Genomic DNA, 21,141 nt, shown 5'->3' with positions numbered 1-21,141 from the left:
GGTTTGAGGGTTTGCGGGTCAAATGCGGTTTTTGCCGCTGGCCCACCCCCGACCCCTCCCGCAGGCGGGAGGGGGAATGTTGCGCTGGTAACTCCCCTCCCGCGTGCGGGAGGGGTTGGGGGTGGGCTTTCCCTTACAGCCCCAGTTCGAACGTCACCGTCACGTTTGCGCCCACCTGCACTTCACCGGCGGCAACCGGGCTGGGGGCGCCGGCCATCATCTTTTCGGCGCGGGCGTACATGACCATCGGCTGCGGGGCATAGCCGCCGCTCTCGCTGATGGTGAGAATGCGCTTCACTGTGAGGCCGGCCGCCTTGGCATAGAGCTCGGCGCGCGCGCGGGCCTTTTTCATCGCCTCGATGCGGGCTTCGTCGCTGGCTACATCGGGATTGTCGAGCTGGAACGAGGGGCCGCTGACCTGATTGGCGCCGGCGTTCACCAGCGTATCGATCGTCTTGCCGTAATTGCCGATCTTGCGCTGCTTCACCTCGACCTGGTTGCTCGCCTGATAGCCGATGATCACCGGATCCCCGGAAACGTTGCCGTTCGCATCGGCGCGCGGCTGGCCGTAGACCGGGTTGACCGAAAGGTTGCTGGTCTGGATGTCGCGCTCTGCAATGCCAGAAGCCTTCAAGGCGGTGATCACCGCGTTCATGCGGTCGGCGTTTTCGGAGAGCGCGGCGGCGGCGGTCTTGGCCTGCGTGGTGACGCCCGCGCTGAACACGGCAAGATCGGGGGTGCGGGTGGAGCGGCCATCGGCGCTGAGCGTCAGCACGGCATTGCCGGGGGCGACCACCGGGGCGGGCGAGACGGCCTGCGCCATGGCAGGCGAAGCGGCTCCGGCGGCGGCAAGTGCGGCGGCCATCAGGAGCGAGGTGGAGGTCGTGGTCATCGGTCTGTCCCCTTGAGAATATGCCGCCCATGTGGGGCGGGGGGCCTTTCGCAGGGCTGAACCGCGATGACAGGAGAGCTTCAGGAGATGGACCGTTCGAGAACGACCATCTTGTAGGGCACATCCATGGGCAGCGGGAAGGGCCTGAGCTCGCCAGTGCGGGTGTAGCCGCGCCGCTCGTAGTACGCGATCAACTCGGCGCGCGCATCAATCACGGTCATTTCCATCGTGCGCGCGGCAAAGTCGCGCGCTGCCAGTTCTTCGGCCCGCGTGATCAGCGCGCGGCCGAGCCCAGCCGCCTGCAAGGCCGGATCGACACACAGCAGCCCCAGGTAGGCGCGGCCATCGCCCAGATCGGTGATCGTCACCGTGCCGACAAGCGCACTATCGCGTTCGGCTAGGAGGACGCGCTTTTCCGGGTCCGAAAGCATTGCGGCGATCTCTTCGGGCGTGGTGCGGTCGCCTTCGAGGAAATCGGCTTCGCTGGTCCAGCCGAGGCGGGACCTGTCGCCCCGGTAGCCGCTTTCGATGAGGGCCCGGAGAGCAAGCGCGTCTTCAGGCCCGGCGAGGCGGTAGGTCGTCGTCATCGCGGCAAGGCTCAGAGCGTGGCCTCGATGGCGCGGGCGGCGGCGACCGGGTCTTCGGCGCGGCTGATCGGGCGGCCGATGACAAGGACGCTGGCGCCGTCGCGGCGTGCGGCGCCGGGGGTGACGATGCGCTTCTGGTCTGCCGTGTGGCCCGTATCGGGGCGGAGGCCGGGCACGACAAAGAAGCCGTTCTTCCAGCGCTTGTGGATCGCGCCGACTTCGTGGCCCGAGCAGACGATGCCGTCGAGCCCGGCTTCCTGCGCGAGATCGGCCAGCCGCAGCGCCTGATCGTGCGCGCCGCCGGGCACGCCGACGCCGGCGAGATCATCATCATCGAGGCTGGTGAGCACGGTGACGGCGACGACTTTGCAATGCTCGCCCGCGGCGGCCTTGGCATCTTCCATCATCGCGCGGCCACCCGCGGCGTGGATGGTGACAATGGCGGGTTCAAGCACGTGGATCGACTGCATCGCGGCGGCAACGGTGTTCGGGATATCGTGCAGCTTGAGATCGAGGAAGATCGGAAGGCCGAGCTTCGCCACTTCGTGCACGCCGTGGTGGCCATGCGCGCAGAAGAATTCGAGGCCGAGCTTCACCCCGCCGATATGGCCCTTGACCTTCTGCGCGAGCGCGATGGCGGCATCGAGCCGGGGCAGATCGAGCGCGAGATAGACGGGATTGCTCATGGGGCTTCGCTTGCTTTCCGGGCTTCGAGCTGGGTTGAGGAAAGCGAGGCGCTCCCGGCCAGCGTGGTTTCAAGATTGGTGATGCGGCGCTGAAGCCGCCAGCGGGTGGTGCGGTGAAGCAGCCACATCGGCACAAGGCCAAGCAGGAACGCGGCAATGACCAGCGCGGGCAGCTTGGTATCGAGCACGAGGCCCTGCCAAACCACGAGTTCGACCGGTTGCCAGTTCGCGGCGGAGAAAGCAGCCATAGCGGCCACGATCACGAGCCACAGGATCGTTCGAAACATCTTCATCAGGCTTTGTCCCCAGCCTCTCCCGCTTGACCCCATGCTAGGGCGCTTTGGCGGGGAAGGCGAGTCCCTGACTTATTCCCCGAACACCCGCGCGAAAATCGTGTCGACCGCCTTGAAGTGGTAGTCGAGGTTGAACTTGTCCTCGAGCTCCGGCGCACTCATCACCGCGCTCACTTCGGGATCGGCCTTCAGGAGTTCGAGCAGCGAAAGCTGGCCATCCGACTGCCAGACCTGCATCGCATTGCGCTGGACGAGACGGTAGGAATCATCGCGCGTGAGGCCCGCCTGCGTGAGCGCGAGGAGCACGCGCTGCGAGTGGACGAGGCCGCCCATGCGGTCGAGGTTCTTCTGCATGCGCTCGGGGTAGACGAGCAGCTTGTCGATCACCGAGGTAAGCCGGGCGAGCGCGAAATCGAGCGTGATCGTGGCGTCCGGGCCGATATAGCGCTCGACCGAGGAGTGCGAGATATCGCGCTCATGCCACAGCGCGACGTTCTCGAGCGCGGGGGTGACGGCGGAGCGGACGACGCGCGCCAATCCGGTGAGGTTTTCCGTCAGCACCGGGTTGCGCTTGTGCGGCATGGCCGAGGAGCCCTTCTGGCCGGGCGAGAAGTATTCTTCGGCTTCCAGCACTTCGGTGCGCTGCAGGTGGCGCACTTCGGTGGCGAGGCGCTCGATGCTGCTGGCGATCACGCCGAGGACCGCGAAGAACATCGCATGGCGATCGCGCGGGATCACCTGCGTGGAGACCGGCTCCACCGCGAGGCCCAGTTTCTCGGCGACGTGGGCTTCAACCGCCGGATCAATATTGGCAAACGTGCCGACCGCGCCCGAAATGGCGCAAGTGGCGACTTCGGCGCGGACGCTGACGAGGCGGGCACGGCAGCGGGCGAATTCGGCATAGGCCTGCGCGAGCTTGAGACCGAAGGTGGTCGGCTCGGCGTGGATGCCATGGCTGCGGCCGATGGTGGGGGTGTACTTGTGCTCTTCGGCGCGGCGCTTGATGGCTTCGAGCAGCGCGTCGATGTCCGCGATGAGGATATCGGCGGCCTTGGTGAGCTGCACATTCAGCGTGGTGTCGAGCACGTCGGAGCTGGTCATGCCCTGATGCATGAAGCGGGCTTCGGGGCCGACTTCCTTGGCCACCCAATCGAGGAAGGCGATCACGTCATGCTTGGTCACGGCTTCGATCGCATCGATCGCGGCGACGTCGATCTTCGGATTCGTCGCCCACCAGTCCCACAGCGCCTTAGCGGCAGACGGCGGGACGACGCCAAGCTCGCCCAGCTTCTCGGTCGCGTGCGCCTCGATCTCGAACCAGATGCGGTAGCGCGCCTCCGGCTCCCAGATCGCGGTCATCGCGGGACGGGCATAACGGGGGACCATGGACGACTCCTCAGCAACGGTGCGTGCCGGTGCCGCTAGGAGGGAGGGGGGCGGAAGGCAAGGGGCCGCGAACGCTCAGCCGGCAGTGAAGGCCAGATCGGTTTGGCCGGTGGTGCGCCCTTCGGCATCGAAGCGGCGTTCGATGATCCGCGCGGCGCCGTCGCCTGCGATCATGAGCACGGTCGAGCAGCGCGTCCCATAAGCCGGATTGCGGATGAACACGGGCGAGAAGCGCGCTTCGGGGCCGGCACCCGGCAGTTCCGTGCGGTCGGCCAGCGCCGCGAAAAGGGGGGCGGGGTCGGTGCTGCCCGCCGCCAACCAGTTTTCCAGCGCGGCTTCGAGCGCTAGCGTCTTGGCCCAGGGCTGCTCGTGCGGACCGTTCGACAAACCGTGGATGCCAGGGGCGAGGGGGAGGCGGCGCACCTCGGGGTGGTTGCTGAGGTGCGAAGCGGTCTCAGCATCGGCAAGGAACAGATTGAACGGGTTCATGGTTTCGGGCGAAGCAGGTTCGCGCCCGCCCAGCCAATCCGTCACCAGCGCCCCGCGTGAGGCGAGGTGGGGGAGGGGATAGCCATCGACGCGCAAGTTGGTGACGAGGGCGAACCGGCCCGCTTCGTTCACGCCAAGCCAGGTGCCGCCCGCCTGCAAGTCCCGCCCCGCGATCACGCCATCGGTCCAGCGCGCAAGCGGCGCGGTGGGGCGCTCATGAAACTCGTCGCGATTGCCGATGACGACAAGGCGCCAGCGCGGATGCGCGCGGAAGGCTGCAGCGGCAACGCACATCGGCCTAAGCGGGTCGCATCAGACCAGCAGCGGCACCGATTTGACCAGCACGAACTGCAGGATAACAATTGCCAGCGCGATACGCGGGATCGTCGACTTGCCGTTGAGGATCGAGATTATGCTGAACACGACGGTCAGCGATACAAGCTCATCGAGTGTCTCGGGCGGACGCACCAGCGTGTAGACGACCGAGGCGAGCGCAGTGACCATTGAGATGGTGCCGCACCGATCATGTGGATCGAAACTCCGGACTGCCGCATCGCTCGGCTCGCTGGGCAGTTTGGCCTTGGGATACATATCGTTGTCTCGCTGCAAACCGGTTTTCTGGTTACGCTCCCCAAACAGTGAGCCTAGCGCGGCGGCCACCGTCTATCAACGCCCGAATGGCATTCACTTGAGGGTGGTGGACGGCATCCGCCCCGGATCGGGACGGGGCCTGCAGCAGCCCGGCAGCGCTTCATCCTTGCGCCGATAGACAAGCCGGAACCGCGCCTTGCCGGTTCGAATGCTTGCGGCAAGGCGATAGTCGCGTTGCAACGCCGCATTGACCAGCGCCCGGGTCGACGGGTTGGCGAGCGCGTAGAGCGGGGCATCATCGATGATCACTTCGGGCTTTGCCGCCAGAATGCGGCGCACTTCCGTAACCGGGTCAACGCCGATCGCGGCTTTCGATGCTTCGTTTGCCGTGTTGAGGTGGCCGGGAAAAACCCAGCGCGAGGGCAGACAGGACTGCGTGAGGAGGTATAGCGCGGGATATCCATCATAGACCCAGATGCAGCCCCCGTGCTGCGGGGTAGCTGCTGCGGCCACGGCCATGGCCTCGTCGCGATCCCCTTTGCCCGCCGCGGATATGGCGATCACGGCCTGTCCGGCAAGGCCGACGAAGATCAGCAAGGGATAGGCTACGAGGCGGCGCTGCCGCTCGCTTTCGAAGCTGCGTGCGCAGCACAGGCACAGCGGGGCGATGATTGGCAGAGCATAGCCCGGCGCAAGAAAGCTGCCGAACACGAGGAAGCCGGCAAGAGCCGCGAGCAGCCAGCTCTCGGCAAAATCAGGTCGGCGCCGCGGGCTTTCGCCCGATGCCGGGCGCAGCCGGGATGCGGCATAAACCAGACCGAGCGGCAGCAGAATTCCGGCGATCGTGAGCAAACCTTCCAGACGCGCCGATGCAGGATCCGGCAGTCTGCCGTAGATCGAGAAGAAATTGGCGAACAGGAATGCCGGCAGCTCGCCCAGGTGCCAGTACCAGGCGAGCGCCATGGCGGTGGGGGTCAGTGCGCAAAGGATCCACACCGCAGCCAGAAATGCGATCCGGGGCAGGGCCATGCCGACGCGGTGGGCAGCAGTGAGCAGGGCAAGGCCGAAGAACACGCCTTCGAAGACGACGGTATACTTGATCTGCAGGGCTAGCCCGATGAGGAGCATGGCAGCGCATCCCTGCGCCGCGAGGTGCGCGCGCTGTCCTGCTGTCACCCGCGCCCAGACAGACTGCACGATTACTGCGGCAAGGCTTACCGGCAGGTTGTAGAACACCGGCGCCTGCCCAGCCTCGCCCTCGCAGACCCCAAGCATGAGGATGTAGAACGCCGCGGCGCACAGGGCCGCGCCGGTGCCGGCACCCGCCTTTCGTGCCATCGCATAGACCACGCAAGCTGTGGCGACCACACAGCCAAACGCCACCAGTTTATACTGGAGAAAAGGGTCAGGGCCGATCGCGCTGCTGGCCATGTAGATCAGGAACAGTCCAATCGGCTTCCTGTCCCAGATATCGACATAGGGCACCGCGCCATCGAGCATGCGGTTGCCGACAAGCAGATAGAATTGCTCGTCGAAGCCGATCACGGGGTTGTTGAAAGTGGCTGCGCGTGACAGCACGGAAAGCACGACGAGAATGCCAAGCGCCATGAGGCCGCGCGATTTTAGCACTGTAGCCAAAGCGCTGTTCCCCCGCCCCGCAATGTCTGGGGCATCGCCCGCCGCCGCGTTCATCTAGCTGCGTTGGATGATCTGTCAATTCGCAGGGGCAGACCTCAGATCAGGCCCTTGGCCTTCAGGGAGACATGGCCCTGCCGCCCGATGATCACGTGATCGTGGACGACAATGCCAAGCAGGCGTCCCGCCTCCATGATCTTCTGGGTGATCTGGATATCGGCGCGGCTGGGTTCGGGGCTGCCGGAGGGGTGATTGTGGACCAGAATCAGCGCAGCGGCGCCAATTGCCATGGCCTTGGCGATGATCTCGCGCGTGTAGATCGCTGATTCGTCGAGCGTGCCGTCGCTGACGATCTGGTCGAGGATCAGGCGGTTCTGCGTGTTGAGATAGAGCACGCGCACGCGTTCGTGGTTCAGGTGCGCCATATCGATGTGGAGATAATCGAGCAGGGCCTGCCAGCTTGAGAGGACGGGCTCCTCGCGCACCGTCTGCCGCGCGAGACGGCGGGCGGAAACTCCGACGATCTTGAGCGCTGCTGCGGCTGCGTCCTTCACGCCCGGCACGCCCATCAGGGTTCTCGTGTCGGCGCTGAGCACTCCGGCAAGGCTGCCGAAACGCTGCATCAGCACGCGGGCGACCGGCTTCGTATCGACCCGGGGTATTGCGATCATCAGCAGGTATTCGATGACTTCATGATCGCCGAGCGCATCGTCGTCGCCATCGAGCAGGCGCTTGCGCAGACGCTCGCGGTGGCCGGATGGATCGAGCCCCGCTTCGCGCACGCGGTTCTTTTCGGTCTTGTCGCGGGTGGGCGGGGGAAAGAGGCTTGGCGGTTCGTCCATCGCGCAGCGACTTTGCCCGCCCGCGCGGCGGGGCGCAAGCGCTCCGAACTGACCCGAACGCTCAGTCGCACGTTCCGCCGAGGCAGATATCGACCGGGCAGCGGGTGCAGACAGTCTCGTCGCAGAGGCGGCAGACGCGCAGGGCATCTTCCGGCCCGGCGACGAGCGCGGCGAGCAGCTTTTCGGTTGCCGCGATGAAGGCTGCGCGCTCCGCTGCGGGCAGCGTGTCGAGCGCCTGCGCGATGGCCTCATGCCGGCCATCAGCAATACCGGCGGCGGCGCTTTCGCCTGCAGCCGTCAGGTGAAGCGCGACACGGCGTCCATCCTCCGCACTGGCGCGGCGCTCGACCAGACCATGCGCCGCAAGCCGGTCCACCAGCCGCACTGCGCCGGGATGCGAAAGGCCGACGCCAATGCGCAGCGCATCGATGCTCATGCCGGGCAGGTGCGCCACGAGCATGAGCGCAGCCGCCGCCGGGCCAGGCTCGGGGGCAGCGGATTCGGCGGCACGGGTCACCGCATCACCGATGGCAACGGCGAGGGCTCCGACAAGATTGGCATCACGCATGGAACTCATTCCCACAAGGTATATGCTCTGCGCATGTATTTCAAGCTATATGCTTCATGCACACAATGTGCGGCCAAGGGCCATTCCGCCTTGGCAAGTTGATAAAGGAGAGATCCGATGTTCCTGTCCCCCACCTTCGAGGCACGCCTCGGCAAGAGCGGCGCCATCGTGCTGCGCTACAGCCTTGTGTTCTTCTTCCTGGCCTTCGGGCTCTATAAGTTCACCCCGCAGGAAGCCGCAGCCGTCGCGCCGCTGATGGCGCATTCGCCGCTGCTGTTCTGGGCTGGCCCGATGCTGGGCGAGCAGGGGGCTTCCAACTTCATCGGCGTGGTCGAGATCGCGCTGGGCCTCATGGTCGCCGCCCGCTCTTTCGCGCCGCGCATTTCGGCGCTCGGCAGCCTTGGCATGGCCGGCGCGCTGGTCACCACGCTGAGCTTCCTGTTCACCACCCCCGGTCTCGATCCGCAGTCGAGCGATGCGGGCTTCCTGCTCAAGGACCTGACGCTGCTGGGTGCGGCGCTGTGGAGCGCGGGCGAAGCCTTTGCCGCTGCGCGTATCGCGCCGATGCCCTCTGGCAGGCTCGTCATGGAGGCGGCCTGACACTGCAGCTCCGGAGGCGGCGACCATGGCTCTCGGGCCGGTTGCCGCTACCCCGGTGTGGGTCCCCTTCCTTGCCGCGGTCGTGACGCTTGATCTGATCGCGGATGTGATCTCCAAGGAATTTTCGATCCATGGCGGCCTTTGGCGAATGGCGTTGGCAGTATCGTTCGTGATTGCCGGCAACCTGACCTGGCAAATGATGCTGAAGACAAGCGGCGTCGGCCTCGCCCGTGCGGGCCTGCTCTTCGCTGTTGGTGTTGCGGTTGGTGCCACATTGATCGGTGTGTTCGGCTACGGTGAAGGGCTGACCGACAGGCAGAAGCTCGGCGCCGTGCTTGGCGTGGTGGTGCTTGCACTGCTCGGCTGAAGTCCACCGTCAGGCTTTCCCAGTCTTTGCATTGCTTCGCTGCGCCTACTGGGCGACAAGGCGGGCAATGCCGGACGAGACCGAGCCTCTGAACGAATCGCCGGATGGCCAGCCCGGAGCCCCGCGCGGCCGCAGGCGCGGGCGGATTGCGCTGGTCTCCGCCGGAGCGCTTGCCGCGCTTGCGATAGGGCTCTGGTCTGCGCGTGAGCTGATCGCGGGCGGGCTGATCGATCGGCAACTGGCGCAGATGGGCCTGCCCGGCCGCTATGCGATCGAAGGCATCGGCGCCGACCGGCAGATCCTAAAGAACATCGTCATTGGTGATCCGGCGCATCCGGACCTTACCATTGCGCGCGCCGAAGTGCGGATGGCCTATGGCCTGTTGGGGCCGCAGATTGGCGAGATCATTCTCGAGCAGCCAAGGCTTTACGGGGCATACCGGCAAGGGCACCTGAGCTTCGGCGCGCTCGACAAGCTTGTTCTGGCGAACGCACCCTCCGGCACGGCGCCGGGGCTGCCCGATCTCGATCTTCGGATAGTCGACGGCCGTGCGCTGCTGGAAACCGACTTTGGCCGCCTTGCCGTGAAGGCCGATGGCGCGGGCAATCTGGCGGGCGGCTTCAAGGGATCAATGGCTGCGATCATGCCCACTGTGGCGGCGGACGGTTGCAGCGGCAAGCGGCTGACCGCCTATGGAACGGTTTCGGTGGCGGAGGGACGGCCGCGCTTTGCGGGGCCGGTGCGGCTGGCGGGGCTCGCTTGCGGCAAGAATCTCGCCGCCGGACCATCGGCGCTCGCCCTCGACGTGACGGGCGACAAGGACCTCGGCGGCGCAACGGTCAAGGGCAAGCTGGAAGCGGGCGCGCTGGCCGCGCCGGGCATGGCTGCCGCACGCCTCACGCTGGGTGGCGAGCTGGCCTTCAAGCTGGGCGAGCTGCGCGGCCATGTACTGAGCGAGGCGCAAGGTGTGCGCACGGCGGGCCTGACGGCGGGTTCGCTCGGGATCGACGGCGATCTCGACATGAAAGGCGGCGGCCAGAGCCTTGTCTTCCGCGGTGCAGTTTCCGGCCGGAATCTGGCGCGCGGGGCCGCGAGCGAAAAGGCGCTGGCCGGGGCGCAGACGGCAGCAGCGGGCACGCTGGCCGCCCCGCTGCTCGCCCGCCTGCGCAGCGCGCTGGCCCGCGAGGAACGCGGCAGCCGGCTGGCCGGCGATATCGTTCTGCGCCATGATGATGCGCGCTGGAGCCTCGTTGCGCCCAGTGCCTCGCTGCGCGGCGGTAGCGGTGCGGCGCTGCTCTCGGTCTCGCGCCTGCAGGTCGCCTCCGAGCCCGGCAAGCTGCCCACGCTGACCGGCAATTTCGTCATGGCGGGCGAGGGTCTGCCGCCGATCACCGGTCGCATGGAACCTGGCGCGGGTGGCCGCCCGGCGCTCAAGCTGCGGATGGCGGAATACCGCAGCGGGGCTGAGATGCTGGCGCTGCCATTGCTCGAAATCGCGCAAGGGCCGGGCGGTTCGTTGCGCTTTTCCGGCACGGCGCTGGCGTCCGGTGCCATTCCGGGCGGCGCGGTGAGGGGGCTCAGCTTGCCCATCGCGGGAACCATCGGCCCGCGCGGCGATCTGGCGCTGTGGGAGCGCTGCGTGACGCCGTCGTTCGCCAGCCTGCAACTGAGCGCTCTGACGCTCGACAAGCGGCAATTGACGATCTGCCCGGCGGGTGGACAGGCGATCGTGCGCTATGGTCCACAAGGCCTCAAGGCGGCGCTCGGGATCAATGCGCTCGCGCTTAGCGGGCGGCTGGGTGAAACGCCGCTGCTGTTGAACACCGGTCCGGTGGGCCTTGCCTGGCCGGGCACGCTGACGGTGCGCGGCGCGGATGTCGTGCTGGGGCCGGGCGATACGGCGACGCGGCTGCGCCTCGTCAATCTCGTCGCGCGGCTGGGCCGGGATTTCACCGGCACATTTGACGGAGTGGACGCGAAACTCGCCGCCGTGCCGATCGACCTGAGCGGGGCGGCGGGCGATTGGGGCTATGCAGATAATGTGCTGACTTTGAGTGGTGTGCGTTTTGCCGCTGCCGACCGGTTTGCCCCTGCGCGGTTCAAGACTCTGGCTGGCGAGAATGCGGTCCTCACGCTCAAGGACAACCGCATCACCGCCGAAGCGCTGCTGCGCGAGCCGGATTCGCGGCGCGAGGTGCTGCGTATCGCGGTGCGGCATGATCTCGCGACGGTCCGCGGCCATGCCGATCTCGCGGTCGATGGCCTCGTGTTCGACAAAGGCAAGATCGTGCCCGGCAAAGTGGGTGGGCTGCAGCTGCGCGATCTGGCGCCGCAGTTCCGCGGCGTTGTCGCCGATGCCGAGGGGACGGTGCGCGGCAAGGGCGTGGTCGACTGGACGGCAGAGAGCGTGACAAGCTCTGGCAGCTTTGGCACCGAAGATCTTGATTTCTCGGCGGCGTTCGGTCCGGTCAAGGGTCTCAAGGGCACGCTGGTGTTCACCGATCTGATCGGCATGGTCACCGCGCCGCACCAGACGTTGCATGTGGCCTCGGCCAATCCGGGCATCGAGGTGAACGACGGCGTCGTCGATATCGAGCTGCTGCCCGAACAGGTCGTGCGTATCAACAGCGGGATATGGCCGTTTCTTGGTGGCAAGCTGAGGCTCGCACCTGGCGAGCTCAGGATGACGGTGAACGAGCCCCGCCGGTTCCGGATCGAGATCGAGCATCTCGATGCGGCCAAGTTCCTCGAGCGGATGGAACTGGCGAACCTTTCCGCCACAGGTGTGTTCGATGGGCACCTGCCGCTCGAGTTCGACGCCAGTGGCGGGCGGATCACCGGGGGGCAGCTGATCTCGCGCCCGCCGGGCGGCACCGTCTCGTACGTCGGCGCGCTGTCGTACAAGGACCTCTCGACAATGGCGAATTTCGCGTTCGATGCGCTGAAATCGCTCGATTATTCGCGGATGACCATCGGCATGGACGGCAGCCTTGCGGGTGATGTCATCACGCGGGTCGAGTTCAGCGGGATCAAGCAGGGCAAGGATGCCAAGCAGAACTTCATCACCCGGCAAGTCGCGCGGGTGCCGGTGAAGTTCAACGTCAACATCCACGCGCCATTCTACAGCCTGATCAGTTCGATGAACCCCCAGCCGCCGCCGGGGGCGTTCCGTGGCCTGCCCGGAACCTTGCAGCCACCTGCCAGCGGCGTTCAGCCTCCGGTCAGCACACCCAAGCCAGAAGGAGCCGGCAATTGACGTTGGTCAGCAACCCTGCAACCAAGTGGCCCAGCAAAACTGAGGGGCATTCCGGAATGGCGGGGACAGGCAGACGACTGCGGCGATTGTACCCTGCGGCCGTGTTGGTGGCAGGCTCGATGCTGTTGGGGGGCTGCATTACCGTGAAGGCGCCCGACAAGCCGATCGTCATCGAGCTCAACATCAACATCAAGCAGGAAGTGGTCTATCGCCTGGCCGGAGATGCCAGCCAGACGATCGACAATAACAAGGACATTTTCTGAGATGGCACGCACATTTGGAACATTCACGATTGCGCTCGCCGCGCTGGCCGTTGCGGGCATGATCCCCGCCGCCGCGCTTGCGCAGCGTGATCCCGCCTATGCCGCCGCGCGCTCTGCCGGGCAGGTGGGCGAGAAAGTCGATGGCTACCTCGGCTATGTCGTCCCGCCGAGCCCTTCGCTGAAGGCCGTGATCGATGAGCTCAACATCAAGCGCAAGGCGGTCTACGCCGAAAAGGCCGCTGCCGCCCACGCGACGGTGGAGGAGTATGCGCTCACTTCGGGCTGCCTGCTGATCTCGCAGACCCAGCCGGGCGAAAAGTATCAGGGCCCTGATGGCAGCTGGCAGACGCGCACCTCCGCGCCTCCCTTGCGCGATTCGCGCTGCCCCTAAGTTCAAATCGCGGAAAAAAAAGGCGCGCGCCGGGTCGATGATCCGGCGCGCGTCTTCGCACATGCCGCAAATCTGCGGTTTACAGCTGCTTCCGCCGCGGTTGACTTGATAAGCCGCCCTTCCTAAAGGGCCGGTGCCCTTGACGGGGGACCGTTTCCCGCGCCAGGCCCCTTGCGCTGTTTGTAGGCGAAAAGAAGGCTGGCATGGTTGACGACCCTGACCGTGAGGACCCTATCGGCGCGGATGCCCGGATCGCATCGCTTGAGGCGCGGCTTGCCGCGGCAAAGGCGATCGAAGCGGAGCGCACGCGCAGCGGCCAGCAAGGCGCCGATGCGGGCTACCGCCTCGGCAATCGCGTTCTGGCTGAACTGCTGGGGGGAATGATCGGGGGTGCAGCGGTTGGCGTGGCCATTGACTGGTTCGTCGGACGCGGCCACTGGGGCCTGATGGTGATGCTGTTCCTCGGGATCGCAGTCGCCTTCAGAAACATCATCCGGATTGCGAACCGGCGTTCCGATTGACCCTCTGTGACCGAGGGGGCCGCATCGGAAGGCCGTTTTGGCATAGCAGGAAACGGGATTTTCGCGCGTGGCAACCGAAGCCAAAGTTGATCCGATGCACCAGTTCACGATCGAGCCGCTGTTCGGCACCGATCACTGGGCCCTTGGCGGGTTCAACATTGCGTTCACCAATTCAGCGCTGTGGATGCTGATTTCCGCTGTGGTGCTCTACGCCTTCATGCTGGGCGGGATGAAGCGCGAGCTCGTCCCCGGCCGCTGGCAGATGATGGTCGAGAGCATGACCGGTTTCATCGAGAACATGCTTTCGGCGAACGTCGGCAAGGAAGGTCGCAAGTACCTGCCTTACGTGTTCTCGCTGTTCATGTTCATCCTGTTTGCCAACCTGCTCGGCCTGCTGCCGCTCGGCCTCGTCGGCCTGCACCCCTTCACCTTCACCAGCCACTTCACCGCGACGGGCGTGCTTGCCATCCTGTCGTTCGCGATCGTGTTGGTCGTCGGCTTCTACAAGCACGGCCTGCACTTCTTCTCGCTGTTCGTGCCCCACGGCACGCCGCTGCCGATGATCCCGCTGATCTTCGTGATCGAGCTGGTTTCCTTCCTCGTGCGCCCCTTTAGCCTTGGCCTGCGTCTGTTCGTGGCGATGATGGCCGGGCACGTGCTGCTCGAGGTGCTGTCCAGCTTCGTGATCGGCGGCGCCAATGCCGGCGCGTTCTTCATGGGTCTCGTTTCGATCCCCAGCTTCATCCTGATGGTTGCCATCTGCGCGCTCGAGATCCTCGTCGCCGGCATCCAGGCCTACGTCTTTGCGCTGCTCACGTCGCTCTACATCAACGACGCCGAGCATTTGCACTGAGTTTCTTGAGTATCGTATCCATCCATCTGAATTTTTGAGAAAAGGGAGTTTAAGTCATGGAACCTGCAAGCGCCAAGCTCATCGGTGCGGGTCTCGCTGCGATCGGCGCCGGCATGGCCGCCATCGGCGTGGGCAACGTCTTCGGTTCGTTCCTTGAGAGCGCGCTGCGCAACCCCGGCGCGGCTGACGGCCAGCAGGGCCGCCTGTTCATCGGCTTCGCGGCCGCCGAACTTCTCGGTCTGCTCTCGTTCGTCGTGGCGATGATCCTGATCTTCGTCGCCTGATTGTTCGGCAAGGGGGCGGGTCGGCCTGCGGGCCGCCGGATGCCCCCTTGCCCCGTTTTCCAGCGCTCTGATCGCCCGGGAACCCCAATGCCCCAGATTTCGCAGCTAGCCGCGACCTACTCCAGCCAGATTTTCTGGATGCTGGTCATTTTCGGCGCCGTCTTCTTCCTCGTCGGCCGGGGCATGGCGCCCAAGGTTCTCGAGACCATGGAAGGCCGCGACCAGAAGATTGCCGCGGATCTCGCCGCCGCCGAAGCCGCGCGCCACGAGGCGCAGGCGCAGGACGATGCGTGGAAGGCGGCAGCTGCCAAGCAGCGCGGGGAAGCCCAGGCACTGATCGCAGCTGCCAAGGCCGAAGCCGCCAAGGCTGCCGAAGTGCGGCTCGCTGCGGCGGGTGCCGATGCCGAAGCCAAGGTGGCCGAAGCCGAAGCGCGGATTGCCGCGGCTCGTCAGGGCGCGCTGGCTGAAATCGAAACCGTGGCGGCAGAGGCTGCGGCCGATATCGCCGCCCGCGTTGCCGGGCTGACGGTTGCGGCCGATGCCGCCCGTGCGGCGGTGAAGGACGTTCTCCATGGTTAAGCTTGCTCTGCTCGCCCATGCGGCAAACGCCGTTGCCGAACATGGCGCCGAACACGCCGAGCCGGTGGCCTTCGGGTTCGTGACCCCGGGCATGTGGGTCGCGCTCTCGATGACCGCGTTCCTTGCCATCGTGATCTGGAAGAAGGTTCCCGGCGCGATTGCCGGCGGGCTCGATGCGAAGATCGCCGCGATCCGTGAACAGCTCGATGCCGCCAAGGCCCTGCGCGCCGAGGCAGAGGCGCTGCGTGCCGAATACGCGAAGAAGATCGCCGGCGCGGAGGCAGATGCCGCCGCGATGGTCGAGCACGCCCGCCACGAAGCTCAGGCAATCATCGCCAAGGCCGAGACCGACACGACCGCGATGATCGCGCGCCGCGAGAAGATGGCGACCGACAAGATCGCCGCGGCCGAGCGTGCTGCTGTCGAGGAACTGCGTGCCCGCGCTGCGGCGGCTGCCGCTGCCGCTGCCGGTCAGCTGATCGCCCAGCACCACGGTGCGAGCGCGGACAAGGCCCTCGTCGACAGCGCGATCGCGGGCCTCGCCAACTGACCTTCATTTTGGATCATTCCCTGCGCTGCGGTGCGGGGCATGGTTAACTCTACCCTAAGGGTTTTCGCCTAGGTCCCGTCCCATGAAGAGGATCGGGACCGGGCGCGAGGCATGAGCCGCGGACAACTTCGGCAGTTTGCGGCGCTGTTTCTGGCGCTGTTGATGCTGACTCTCGGTGCCGGGCGCGCCGAGGCAGCAAGCTGCTTCTACGCGACATCGCAGGGTTCGACCGGACCCGCCAACTGGAACTCCTACTGCTGGCTCGATTTCTCGGGCTACAACGACACTGCGGCGCGATCGACCGCTGGGCAGGCGATGTCGTACACGCTTCCCGATGGCACCGTGATGACCTTCACGCTCAACATCAGCGGGGCAGGGATCACGGGCGCGGCTGCCCCTTCGTGGGGCGGTGCGGCGGTGGGCAACACCGCATTTGTCGGTATCGGCGGCCGCCCGATCCTTTACCAGACGGCAGCTGGTACCACGACGGCGACGATTTCCAACATTGTGCTGACGCCGCCTGCGGGCGTCTCGCAGATCACCAGCTACATGTTCGTGGCGGCGGACGGCGAATCGTCCAACGAGACTGAATCGCTGCGCTTCCAGACCAATGGCGGCAACTGGGTGGCGCTCGACAATGCCGGGCCGATCAGCGGGTCGACCTATCCCACAAGTTCCGGCCTCGGCACCTCGACCTTCAACGTGACCGGCGTGCCCGGCACGGTCGGTGCGAACATTGTCGGCTCCAGCACACCGACTTCGTTGACGACCACGATTGTCGGCGGCGGCTTGCAGGGCGTCATGTTCGCAGTGCGCTTTGCCTCGATCCGCCTCAATCTGCAACTGACCGGCGCGCGCGCCGCGGCGGCGGACCAGTTCACTTTCAACATCGCCGCAACCTCGGGCGGTGCCACTCTGGCGAGCGGCACATCGAGCGGCACGGGGAACGGGCCGTTTTCGGCAGCGACGCTGACAACCGCATCCGCGCTGCCGCTCACCCTGACGCAATCGATGGCGGCAGGCAGCGTGAATCCGCTGACCGACTACCGCGCCAGTCTGACCTGCACCAATTCCGTGAGTTCCAGTACGCCGCTGCCAAGCGGTGTGGTCACCACCAACTACAGCTTCGGCGCGCTGCAATTCGGCGATCTTGTCACCTGCACGTTCACGAACACGGTCTTCCCCCACCTCCAGCTGACCAAGGCGCTTGGCAGCGGTGGTCGGCGGTTCAACACCGACCAGTTCATCATGCGGATAAGTCAGGGCTCGACCACCGTGGCTACCACCACCACCACAGGAACGAGCGCGACGGTGACCAATGGCACAACGCCGCAAGTCATAGTTTCCGCCGGCACGGTCTATGCCTTCACAGAGGTGGGTTCGGGTTCGACGAGCCTCACCCAGTATACAGCCACAATGACCTGCACGAACGCCTTCACCGGCTCCTCGACCACGCTGCCGAATGCAGTCGGAGGCACGGTGACACCGCAAATGGGCGACGTGATCTCGTGCACGATCACCAACACGCGGCGGACAGCGAATGCAACGCTGACGCTGGTGAAGACGTCGACCGTGCTGTCGGATCCGATCAACGGCTCGACCAATCCCAAGATGATCCCGGGCTCCATCGTGCAGTATTCGATCCTCGTCTCGAACACCGGGCCGTCGGCAGTGGATAACAACACCGTGCTGCTGATCGACTCGCTGCCGAGCCAGATGCGTGTCGGCACTGCCGCAACGCCCACGTTCACGCAGGGCACCCCGACAAGCGCGCTGACCTTCAACGCCACCAACGACATCCGCTATTCAAACGCGGCCAGTGCGCCGACGACCTTTGCCGGCTGCACTTACACGCCGACAGTAGCCTATGATGCGGCGGTGCGGTTCATCTGCGTGAACCCCAAGGGTACGATGGCGGGGTCCAGCGGCACGCCGCCCAGCTTCACGATCTCATTCAGGGCGCAGATGCAGTGAGTTTGGCGCGCAGCCCGGCCAGCAGTCGCGGGCCCAGTTCCGGCCCTTGCAAGGGATAGAGAAACGGCTCGATCAGTTCGGCTTCCATGAGCAGCAGGTCGCCCTCCGGCCCGCGCACCAGATCGATCCGCGCGTAGAGCGGTGCAGGGAAGGGGAGGCCCACGATAATCGCCTGCGCCGCCGCGAGGTCTGCCGCCGCCGGGGTGATGGCGGTGTCCCACCCGCCGTAGAGCGACTGCACACGGTAGTCGCCCGGCGCAGGGCGCTTGATCAGGCCGTGGCTGAACTGGCCGTCGATGAAGATCAGCGAATACTCGCCTTCTTCCACGATGCCGGACAGGAAGGGCTGGACGAGCGCGGCGTGGCCCATGCGCCAATCGGCCTCGGGCGGGGTTTCGCGCGTGAAATCGAACTGGCCTTCCGCCCCTGCACCGACGCGGCGCTTCACGACAACGCGGTCGCAGCCGAAATGATCAAACGCGGCAAGGATCTCGGTGGGGCCGGGATTGTCCAGCAGCAGGGTGGGGATGGTCGCGACGCCGCGTTCGCCCAATTCGGCAAGGTAGCCTTTGTCGATGTTCCAGCGCACGACTTCCGGCGCGTTGTGGACGGGCATGCCGAGCGCTTCGATGGCATCGAGCTTGGCGAGGAATGCCTCGCGATTGTCGAAGTAGTCCCACGGCGTGCCGATAATGACCGCATCGAAGCCTGCGAAGGCCTCGAGCGGGGCTTGCCAGTCGATGTCGGTCACCTTCTCGCCGGGGGCGAGCGCGGCGACAAGCGCTTCCATCTGCAGGTCGTGTTCGAAGGCATCGGCGCGGCGGTCGGTCGCGCCGGGCAGCGTCGTGCTGCAGGCGAGGAAGGCGATGTTCATGGCAGGTCCTGATGTTGCGGGTGCTGCGCCGATCAGTGGAACGCGGACAGCCGGAGACATGACGCCAGCGCGACATAGGCGCTGGCGAGGAAGTAGAGCACTTCCGGAATGATCCCGAGGTTCACGCGTCTGCCCTGGCGGATCAGGATGAGCATGTAGCCGGCGAGGGCAACGAACAGCACGATCTGGAGCTGCAGGCGCGCAGGCGTTTCCGGGAACGTGCCAATGGTGAGGAGAAGACCCCCGATGAGCAGGGTATAGACGACAAGCCTGATGATGCTGCGCATGGGGCGGTGCCTCCGCTCGGTCTCGCTCAGGGGCGCGTCGAACCGCGCACGACGAGGCGCACAGGCACACGGCGGGGCGTCTCGGCTTCCCCCGCCATCGTGGCGAGCAACCGCTCGATAAGGAGCGCACCGGCGGTTTCGAAATCGGATTCGATCGTGGTGAGCGGCGGAGTTGACCAGGCGCCCGCGCGCACGCCATCGAAGCCGACGATGCCGATCTGATCAGGGATGGTGTAGCCGCGCCCCACCAGTTCCTTTAGCGCGCCGAGCGCGATCTCGTCGCTCACCGCAAAGATGGCATCGAACGGCTGGCCGCTTTCCGCAAGGGCCGCGGCGGCGCGCTGCCCCTGCTCCTCACGTGCGAGGCCGCGTTCGATGCGCTGGAGCACCGGCTCGCGCCCGGCATCGCGCATCGCGGCAGCATAGCCGTCGTAGCGTTCCTTGAACTGGCGCTGAGGCGAGGTTTCGGAGCCGATGCACACGATCTTCTCGTAGCCGCGCACCAGCATGTGGCGCACGGCGAGCGCCGCGCCCGCCTCGTTGTCGCTGCGCACCCACGGGAAAGCATCGCTCGGCGCACCCCAGCAGACCCAGTTGGTGGCGGGGTCAAGCTCGCCGAAATAGTCCCACGCGGGGGTGTTTTCGCTGGTGCCGATGACGATCATGCCGTCGGCCTTGCGGCGCTCCTCGTAATGGCCCCAGAAGTTCTCCGCGCTGTCCTGGAAGGAGACCAGCACTTCGTAGCCGCGCGCGGAGGCGGCGGCGCAGGTGCTGCCCAGCAAGGCGAAATAGAACGGGTTGAGGTCCTTGCGGTCTTGCCCGGCGCGGCAGATCATGACGACCGCAAGCGTGCCGGTCTTGCCGCGGCGCAGGCGGGCGGCATTCTCGTTGACCTGATAGTTGAGGCGGGCGGCCGCCGCGATCACGCGCTGGCGGGTGGGCTCGCTGATGGAGGTATCGCCGGCGAGTGCGCGGCTGACGGTCGACTGGCTGACGCCCGCTTCCTCGGCCACGTCGAACGAGGTGACGCGGGTGATGCGGCGCGTGGTGTCGGTGGTCTGCGCCATCAGCGGAAGTTGTCCTTGGCGCTGCGCAGCGCGGCGAATGTCTCGATGGGCGAGGCGCCGCCCCAGCGGGCCTGAAGCGCGGGATCATCGGCGCGCAGGAAGGGATTGGTGGCGAGCTCGCGGTCGAGGCGGGTCGGGACAGTCCATTCGCTCCGGCTGCGCTTGTCGGCGATTTCGGCGGCATATGCGGCGAGGGCGGCGTTGTCCGGATCGGCATGCACCGCGAACTTCGCGTTCGAGGCGGTGTACTCGTGCGCGCAGTAGAGCGTGGTCTCGCCCGGCAGAGCCTTCACGCGGCTGAGGCTGGCCCAGAACTGATCGGGCGTGCCTTCGAACATGCGGCCGCAGCCGAGCGCGAAGACCGCATCGCCGACGAAAGCGATGGAGGCTTCAGGCAGGTGGTAGGCGCAGTGGCCGATGGTGTGGCCGCCGACGTCGATCACGTGGGCCTGATAGGCGCCAAAGGGCACAGTATCGCCCTGCGCGACGGTGCGGTCGATCCCGGCGATGCGAGCGGCGTCGGCGGCGGGGGCGATAATCTTGCAGCCGGTTGCCGCCTTGATCGCTTCGTTGCCGCCAGCGTGATCGGGGTGCCAGTGGGTGTTCCAGATCTGCGTGATCGTCCAGCCTTTCGCAGCCGCCTCGCGCAAGTACGCTTCGGCGTCCGGCGTATCGATGCAGGCCGTCTCGCCGCTCGCGCTGTCATGCAGCAAGTAGCCGTAGTTGTCGCTGAGGCAGGTGAACTGGTGGACTTCAAGCGTCATGGGGTCTCTCGGGCATCCTTCCGGCCAAGCCTAGCCGAGAGTGCGCTGCAATGCAAAAGCCCGCCCGGATCGCTCCGGACGGGCTTTTGGTTTGCCGCGAGGCGGTGAGCTAGGCTTACTGCTTGGCCTTGAGGGCCGCGCCGAGGATGTCGCCCAGCGAAGCGCCGGCTTCCGACGAACCGTACTGTTCCACGGCTTCCTTCTCTTCGGCGAGCTGACGCGCCTTGACCGAGAAGTTGGGCTTCTTCGAGCGGTCGAAGCCGATGACCATGGCATCGAGCTTCTGGCCGACCTGGAAGCGGTCCGGACGCTGCTCGTCCCGGTCGCGGCCGAGGTCGGTGCGCTTGATGAAGCCGGTCGCGCCGTCTTCGCCCGCCTGCACTTCGAGGCCGCCATCGCGGACTTCGAGGACAGTGACGGTGACGACTTCGCCGCGGCGGAGCGAACCAGCACCGCCGGCCGAAACGCCGCCGGCCGCCGGAGCGCCCTTTTCAAGCTGCTTCATGCCAAGCGAGATGCGCTCCTTCTCGACATCGACGTCG

At 66.0% G+C, this 21,141-nt stretch carries 26 protein-coding genes; 11 read left to right on the top strand and 15 right to left on the bottom strand.

Translation table 11 applies throughout. The features are described from left to right. Positions 1–133: 133 nt before the first annotated feature. The 10 genes from K5Q19_RS03415 to K5Q19_RS03370 form a co-directional block, all read right to left on the bottom strand. Positions 134–892 (bottom strand): SIMPL domain-containing protein, encoded by a 759-nt coding sequence (locus K5Q19_RS03415; RefSeq protein ID WP_292941182.1) that lies wholly within the window; start codon positions 890–892, stop codon positions 134–136. A gap of 80 nt (positions 893–972) precedes the next feature. Beyond that, positions 973–1,479 (bottom strand): GNAT family N-acetyltransferase, encoded by a 507-nt coding sequence (locus K5Q19_RS03410; protein WP_292941180.1) that lies wholly within the window; start codon positions 1,477–1,479, stop codon positions 973–975. An 11-nt stretch (positions 1,480–1,490) separates the two neighbouring features. Then, positions 1,491–2,165: an orotidine-5'-phosphate decarboxylase gene (gene pyrF / locus K5Q19_RS03405; protein ID WP_292941178.1), complete on the bottom strand. Its 675-nt coding sequence runs from the start codon at positions 2,163–2,165 to the stop codon at positions 1,491–1,493. After that, positions 2,162–2,458, bottom strand: a complete 297-nt coding sequence (locus tag K5Q19_RS03400) for a DUF1049 domain-containing protein (protein WP_292941176.1) — start codon at positions 2,456–2,458, stop codon at positions 2,162–2,164. Before K5Q19_RS03400 ends, pyrF begins: the two co-directional genes overlap by 4 nt. 72 nt (positions 2,459–2,530) lie before the next feature. After that, on the bottom strand, positions 2,531–3,844 hold the full coding sequence (gene purB / locus K5Q19_RS03395) for an adenylosuccinate lyase (RefSeq protein WP_292941174.1): 1,314 nt from the start codon (positions 3,842–3,844) through the stop codon (positions 2,531–2,533). Positions 3,845–3,919: 75 nt separating this feature from the next. Then, positions 3,920–4,627: an NRDE family protein gene (locus K5Q19_RS03390; RefSeq protein WP_292941172.1), complete on the bottom strand. Its 708-nt coding sequence runs from the start codon at positions 4,625–4,627 to the stop codon at positions 3,920–3,922. 18 nt (positions 4,628–4,645) lie between these two features. Beyond that, entirely contained in the window at positions 4,646–4,837 is a 192-nt protein-coding gene (locus K5Q19_RS03385; RefSeq protein WP_292941170.1) for a hypothetical protein, read from the bottom strand. Between the two features lie 180 nt (positions 4,838–5,017). Further along, on the bottom strand, positions 5,018–6,562 hold the full coding sequence (locus tag K5Q19_RS03380) for a hypothetical protein (RefSeq protein WP_292941168.1): 1,545 nt from the start codon (positions 6,560–6,562) through the stop codon (positions 5,018–5,020). A 95-nt stretch (positions 6,563–6,657) separates the two neighbouring features. Next, entirely contained in the window at positions 6,658–7,401 is a 744-nt protein-coding gene (gene radC, locus K5Q19_RS03375) for a DNA repair protein RadC (protein WP_292941166.1), read from the bottom strand. A 61-nt stretch (positions 7,402–7,462) separates the two neighbouring features. Beyond that, the gene (locus K5Q19_RS03370; RefSeq protein WP_292941164.1) at positions 7,463–7,969 is read right to left on the bottom strand and encodes a MarR family transcriptional regulator; all 507 of its coding nucleotides are present in this window, start codon (positions 7,967–7,969) and stop codon (positions 7,463–7,465) included. A 117-nt stretch (positions 7,970–8,086) separates the two neighbouring features. Here K5Q19_RS03370 and K5Q19_RS03365 point away from each other — a divergent pair, with 117 nt between their 5' ends. The 11 genes from K5Q19_RS03365 to K5Q19_RS03315 all read left to right on the top strand — a co-directional run bounded on the left by K5Q19_RS03365 (position 8,087) and on the right by K5Q19_RS03315 (position 17,607). Further along, the gene (locus tag K5Q19_RS03365) at positions 8,087–8,569 is read left to right on the top strand and encodes a DUF417 family protein (RefSeq protein WP_292941162.1); all 483 of its coding nucleotides are present in this window, start codon (positions 8,087–8,089) and stop codon (positions 8,567–8,569) included. A gap of 25 nt (positions 8,570–8,594) precedes the next feature. Then, positions 8,595–8,936, top strand: a complete 342-nt coding sequence (locus K5Q19_RS03360; RefSeq protein WP_292941160.1) for a hypothetical protein — start codon at positions 8,595–8,597, stop codon at positions 8,934–8,936. 67 nt (positions 8,937–9,003) lie between these two features. Next, positions 9,004–12,192 (top strand): YdbH domain-containing protein, encoded by a 3,189-nt coding sequence (locus K5Q19_RS03355; protein WP_292941158.1) that lies wholly within the window; start codon positions 9,004–9,006, stop codon positions 12,190–12,192. After that, positions 12,189–12,455: a YnbE family lipoprotein gene (locus tag K5Q19_RS03350; RefSeq protein WP_292941156.1), complete on the top strand. Its 267-nt coding sequence runs from the start codon at positions 12,189–12,191 to the stop codon at positions 12,453–12,455. Before K5Q19_RS03355 ends, K5Q19_RS03350 begins: the two co-directional genes overlap by 4 nt. A gap of 1 nt (position 12,456) precedes the next feature. Continuing rightward, complete coding sequence (locus K5Q19_RS03345; protein WP_292941154.1) at positions 12,457–12,846, top strand: YdbL family protein; 390 nt, start codon at positions 12,457–12,459, stop codon at positions 12,844–12,846. Positions 12,847–13,049: 203 nt separating this feature from the next. After that, positions 13,050–13,367: an AtpZ/AtpI family protein gene (locus tag K5Q19_RS03340; protein ID WP_292941152.1), complete on the top strand. Its 318-nt coding sequence runs from the start codon at positions 13,050–13,052 to the stop codon at positions 13,365–13,367. 67 nt (positions 13,368–13,434) lie between these two features. After that, complete coding sequence (locus tag K5Q19_RS03335) at positions 13,435–14,220, top strand: F0F1 ATP synthase subunit A (RefSeq protein ID WP_292941150.1); 786 nt, start codon at positions 13,435–13,437, stop codon at positions 14,218–14,220. A gap of 56 nt (positions 14,221–14,276) precedes the next feature. Then, the gene (locus K5Q19_RS03330) at positions 14,277–14,504 is read left to right on the top strand and encodes a F0F1 ATP synthase subunit C (protein WP_054122335.1); all 228 of its coding nucleotides are present in this window, start codon (positions 14,277–14,279) and stop codon (positions 14,502–14,504) included. Positions 14,505–14,591: 87 nt separating this feature from the next. Continuing rightward, positions 14,592–15,083, top strand: a complete 492-nt coding sequence (locus tag K5Q19_RS03325; RefSeq protein WP_292941148.1) for an ATPase — start codon at positions 14,592–14,594, stop codon at positions 15,081–15,083. Further along, positions 15,076–15,633, top strand: coding sequence for a hypothetical protein (locus tag K5Q19_RS03320; RefSeq protein ID WP_292941146.1), 558 nt, complete (start codon positions 15,076–15,078; stop codon positions 15,631–15,633). The genes K5Q19_RS03325 and K5Q19_RS03320 overlap by 8 nt, the downstream gene beginning before the upstream one ends. A 111-nt stretch (positions 15,634–15,744) precedes the next feature. Then, positions 15,745–17,607, top strand: coding sequence for a hypothetical protein (locus K5Q19_RS03315; RefSeq protein WP_292941144.1), 1,863 nt, complete (start codon positions 15,745–15,747; stop codon positions 17,605–17,607). Here the strand turns inward: K5Q19_RS03315 and K5Q19_RS03310 are convergent. The 5 genes from K5Q19_RS03310 to K5Q19_RS03290 form a co-directional block, all read right to left on the bottom strand. After that, the gene (locus K5Q19_RS03310; protein WP_292941142.1) at positions 17,588–18,481 is read right to left on the bottom strand and encodes a hypothetical protein; all 894 of its coding nucleotides are present in this window, start codon (positions 18,479–18,481) and stop codon (positions 17,588–17,590) included. The genes K5Q19_RS03315 and K5Q19_RS03310 overlap by 20 nt on opposite strands. Positions 18,482–18,513: 32 nt before the next feature. Beyond that, positions 18,514–18,768, bottom strand: a complete 255-nt coding sequence (locus tag K5Q19_RS03305; RefSeq protein ID WP_292941140.1) for a hypothetical protein — start codon at positions 18,766–18,768, stop codon at positions 18,514–18,516. Positions 18,769–18,794: 26 nt separating this feature from the next. Further along, on the bottom strand, positions 18,795–19,835 hold the full coding sequence (locus K5Q19_RS03300) for a LacI family DNA-binding transcriptional regulator (RefSeq protein ID WP_292941138.1): 1,041 nt from the start codon (positions 19,833–19,835) through the stop codon (positions 18,795–18,797). Next, positions 19,835–20,599 (bottom strand): hydroxyacylglutathione hydrolase, encoded by a 765-nt coding sequence (gloB, locus tag K5Q19_RS03295; protein ID WP_292941136.1) that lies wholly within the window; start codon positions 20,597–20,599, stop codon positions 19,835–19,837. The genes K5Q19_RS03300 and gloB overlap by 1 nt, the downstream gene beginning before the upstream one ends. A gap of 115 nt (positions 20,600–20,714) precedes the next feature. Next, a partial coding sequence (locus tag K5Q19_RS03290; RefSeq protein ID WP_292941134.1) for a S1 RNA-binding domain-containing protein occupies positions 20,715–21,141 on the bottom strand: 427 nt, incomplete at its 5' end.

Source organism: Novosphingobium sp., from assembly GCF_019748365.1.
In the GTDB taxonomy this organism is placed as follows: Bacteria; Pseudomonadota; Alphaproteobacteria; order Sphingomonadales; family Sphingomonadaceae; genus Novosphingobium.
This window is presented reverse-complemented; position numbering and strand designations above follow the sequence as displayed.

Coding starts and splice junctions, on each gene's coding strand:
- K5Q19_RS03390 (WP_292941172.1), bottom strand. CDS start 4,627: ATGTGCGTTGCCGCTGCAGCCTTCCGCGCGCATCCGCGCTGGCGCCTT.
- radC (WP_292941166.1), bottom strand. CDS start 7,401: ATGGACGAACCGCCAAGCCTCTTTCCCCCGCCCACCCGCGACAAGACC.
- pyrF (WP_292941178.1), bottom strand. CDS start 2,165: ATGAGCAATCCCGTCTATCTCGCGCTCGATCTGCCCCGGCTCGATGCC.
- K5Q19_RS03415 (WP_292941182.1), bottom strand. CDS start 892: ATGACCACGACCTCCACCTCGCTCCTGATGGCCGCCGCACTTGCCGCC.
- K5Q19_RS03385 (WP_292941170.1), bottom strand. CDS start 4,837: ATGGTCACTGCGCTCGCCTCGGTCGTCTACACGCTGGTGCGTCCGCCC.
- purB (WP_292941174.1), bottom strand. CDS start 3,844: ATGGTCCCCCGTTATGCCCGTCCCGCGATGACCGCGATCTGGGAGCCG.
- K5Q19_RS03305 (WP_292941140.1), bottom strand. CDS start 18,768: ATGCGCAGCATCATCAGGCTTGTCGTCTATACCCTGCTCATCGGGGGT.
- K5Q19_RS03315 (WP_292941144.1), top strand. CDS start 15,745: ATGAGCCGCGGACAACTTCGGCAGTTTGCGGCGCTGTTTCTGGCGCTG.
- K5Q19_RS03370 (WP_292941164.1), bottom strand. CDS start 7,969: ATGCGTGATGCCAATCTTGTCGGAGCCCTCGCCGTTGCCATCGGTGAT.
- K5Q19_RS03325 (WP_292941148.1), top strand. CDS start 14,592: ATGCCCCAGATTTCGCAGCTAGCCGCGACCTACTCCAGCCAGATTTTC.
- K5Q19_RS03355 (WP_292941158.1), top strand. CDS start 9,004: ATGCCGGACGAGACCGAGCCTCTGAACGAATCGCCGGATGGCCAGCCC.
- K5Q19_RS03330 (WP_054122335.1), top strand. CDS start 14,277: ATGGAACCTGCAAGCGCCAAGCTCATCGGTGCGGGTCTCGCTGCGATC.
- K5Q19_RS03360 (WP_292941160.1), top strand. CDS start 8,595: ATGGCTCTCGGGCCGGTTGCCGCTACCCCGGTGTGGGTCCCCTTCCTT.
- K5Q19_RS03345 (WP_292941154.1), top strand. CDS start 12,457: ATGGCACGCACATTTGGAACATTCACGATTGCGCTCGCCGCGCTGGCC.
- K5Q19_RS03410 (WP_292941180.1), bottom strand. CDS start 1,479: ATGACGACGACCTACCGCCTCGCCGGGCCTGAAGACGCGCTTGCTCTC.
- K5Q19_RS03320 (WP_292941146.1), top strand. CDS start 15,076: ATGGTTAAGCTTGCTCTGCTCGCCCATGCGGCAAACGCCGTTGCCGAA.
- K5Q19_RS03300 (WP_292941138.1), bottom strand. CDS start 19,835: ATGGCGCAGACCACCGACACCACGCGCCGCATCACCCGCGTCACCTCG.
- K5Q19_RS03340 (WP_292941152.1), top strand. CDS start 13,050: ATGGTTGACGACCCTGACCGTGAGGACCCTATCGGCGCGGATGCCCGG.
- K5Q19_RS03310 (WP_292941142.1), bottom strand. CDS start 18,481: ATGAACATCGCCTTCCTCGCCTGCAGCACGACGCTGCCCGGCGCGACC.
- gloB (WP_292941136.1), bottom strand. CDS start 20,599: ATGACGCTTGAAGTCCACCAGTTCACCTGCCTCAGCGACAACTACGGC.
- K5Q19_RS03365 (WP_292941162.1), top strand. CDS start 8,087: ATGTTCCTGTCCCCCACCTTCGAGGCACGCCTCGGCAAGAGCGGCGCC.
- K5Q19_RS03400 (WP_292941176.1), bottom strand. CDS start 2,458: ATGAAGATGTTTCGAACGATCCTGTGGCTCGTGATCGTGGCCGCTATG.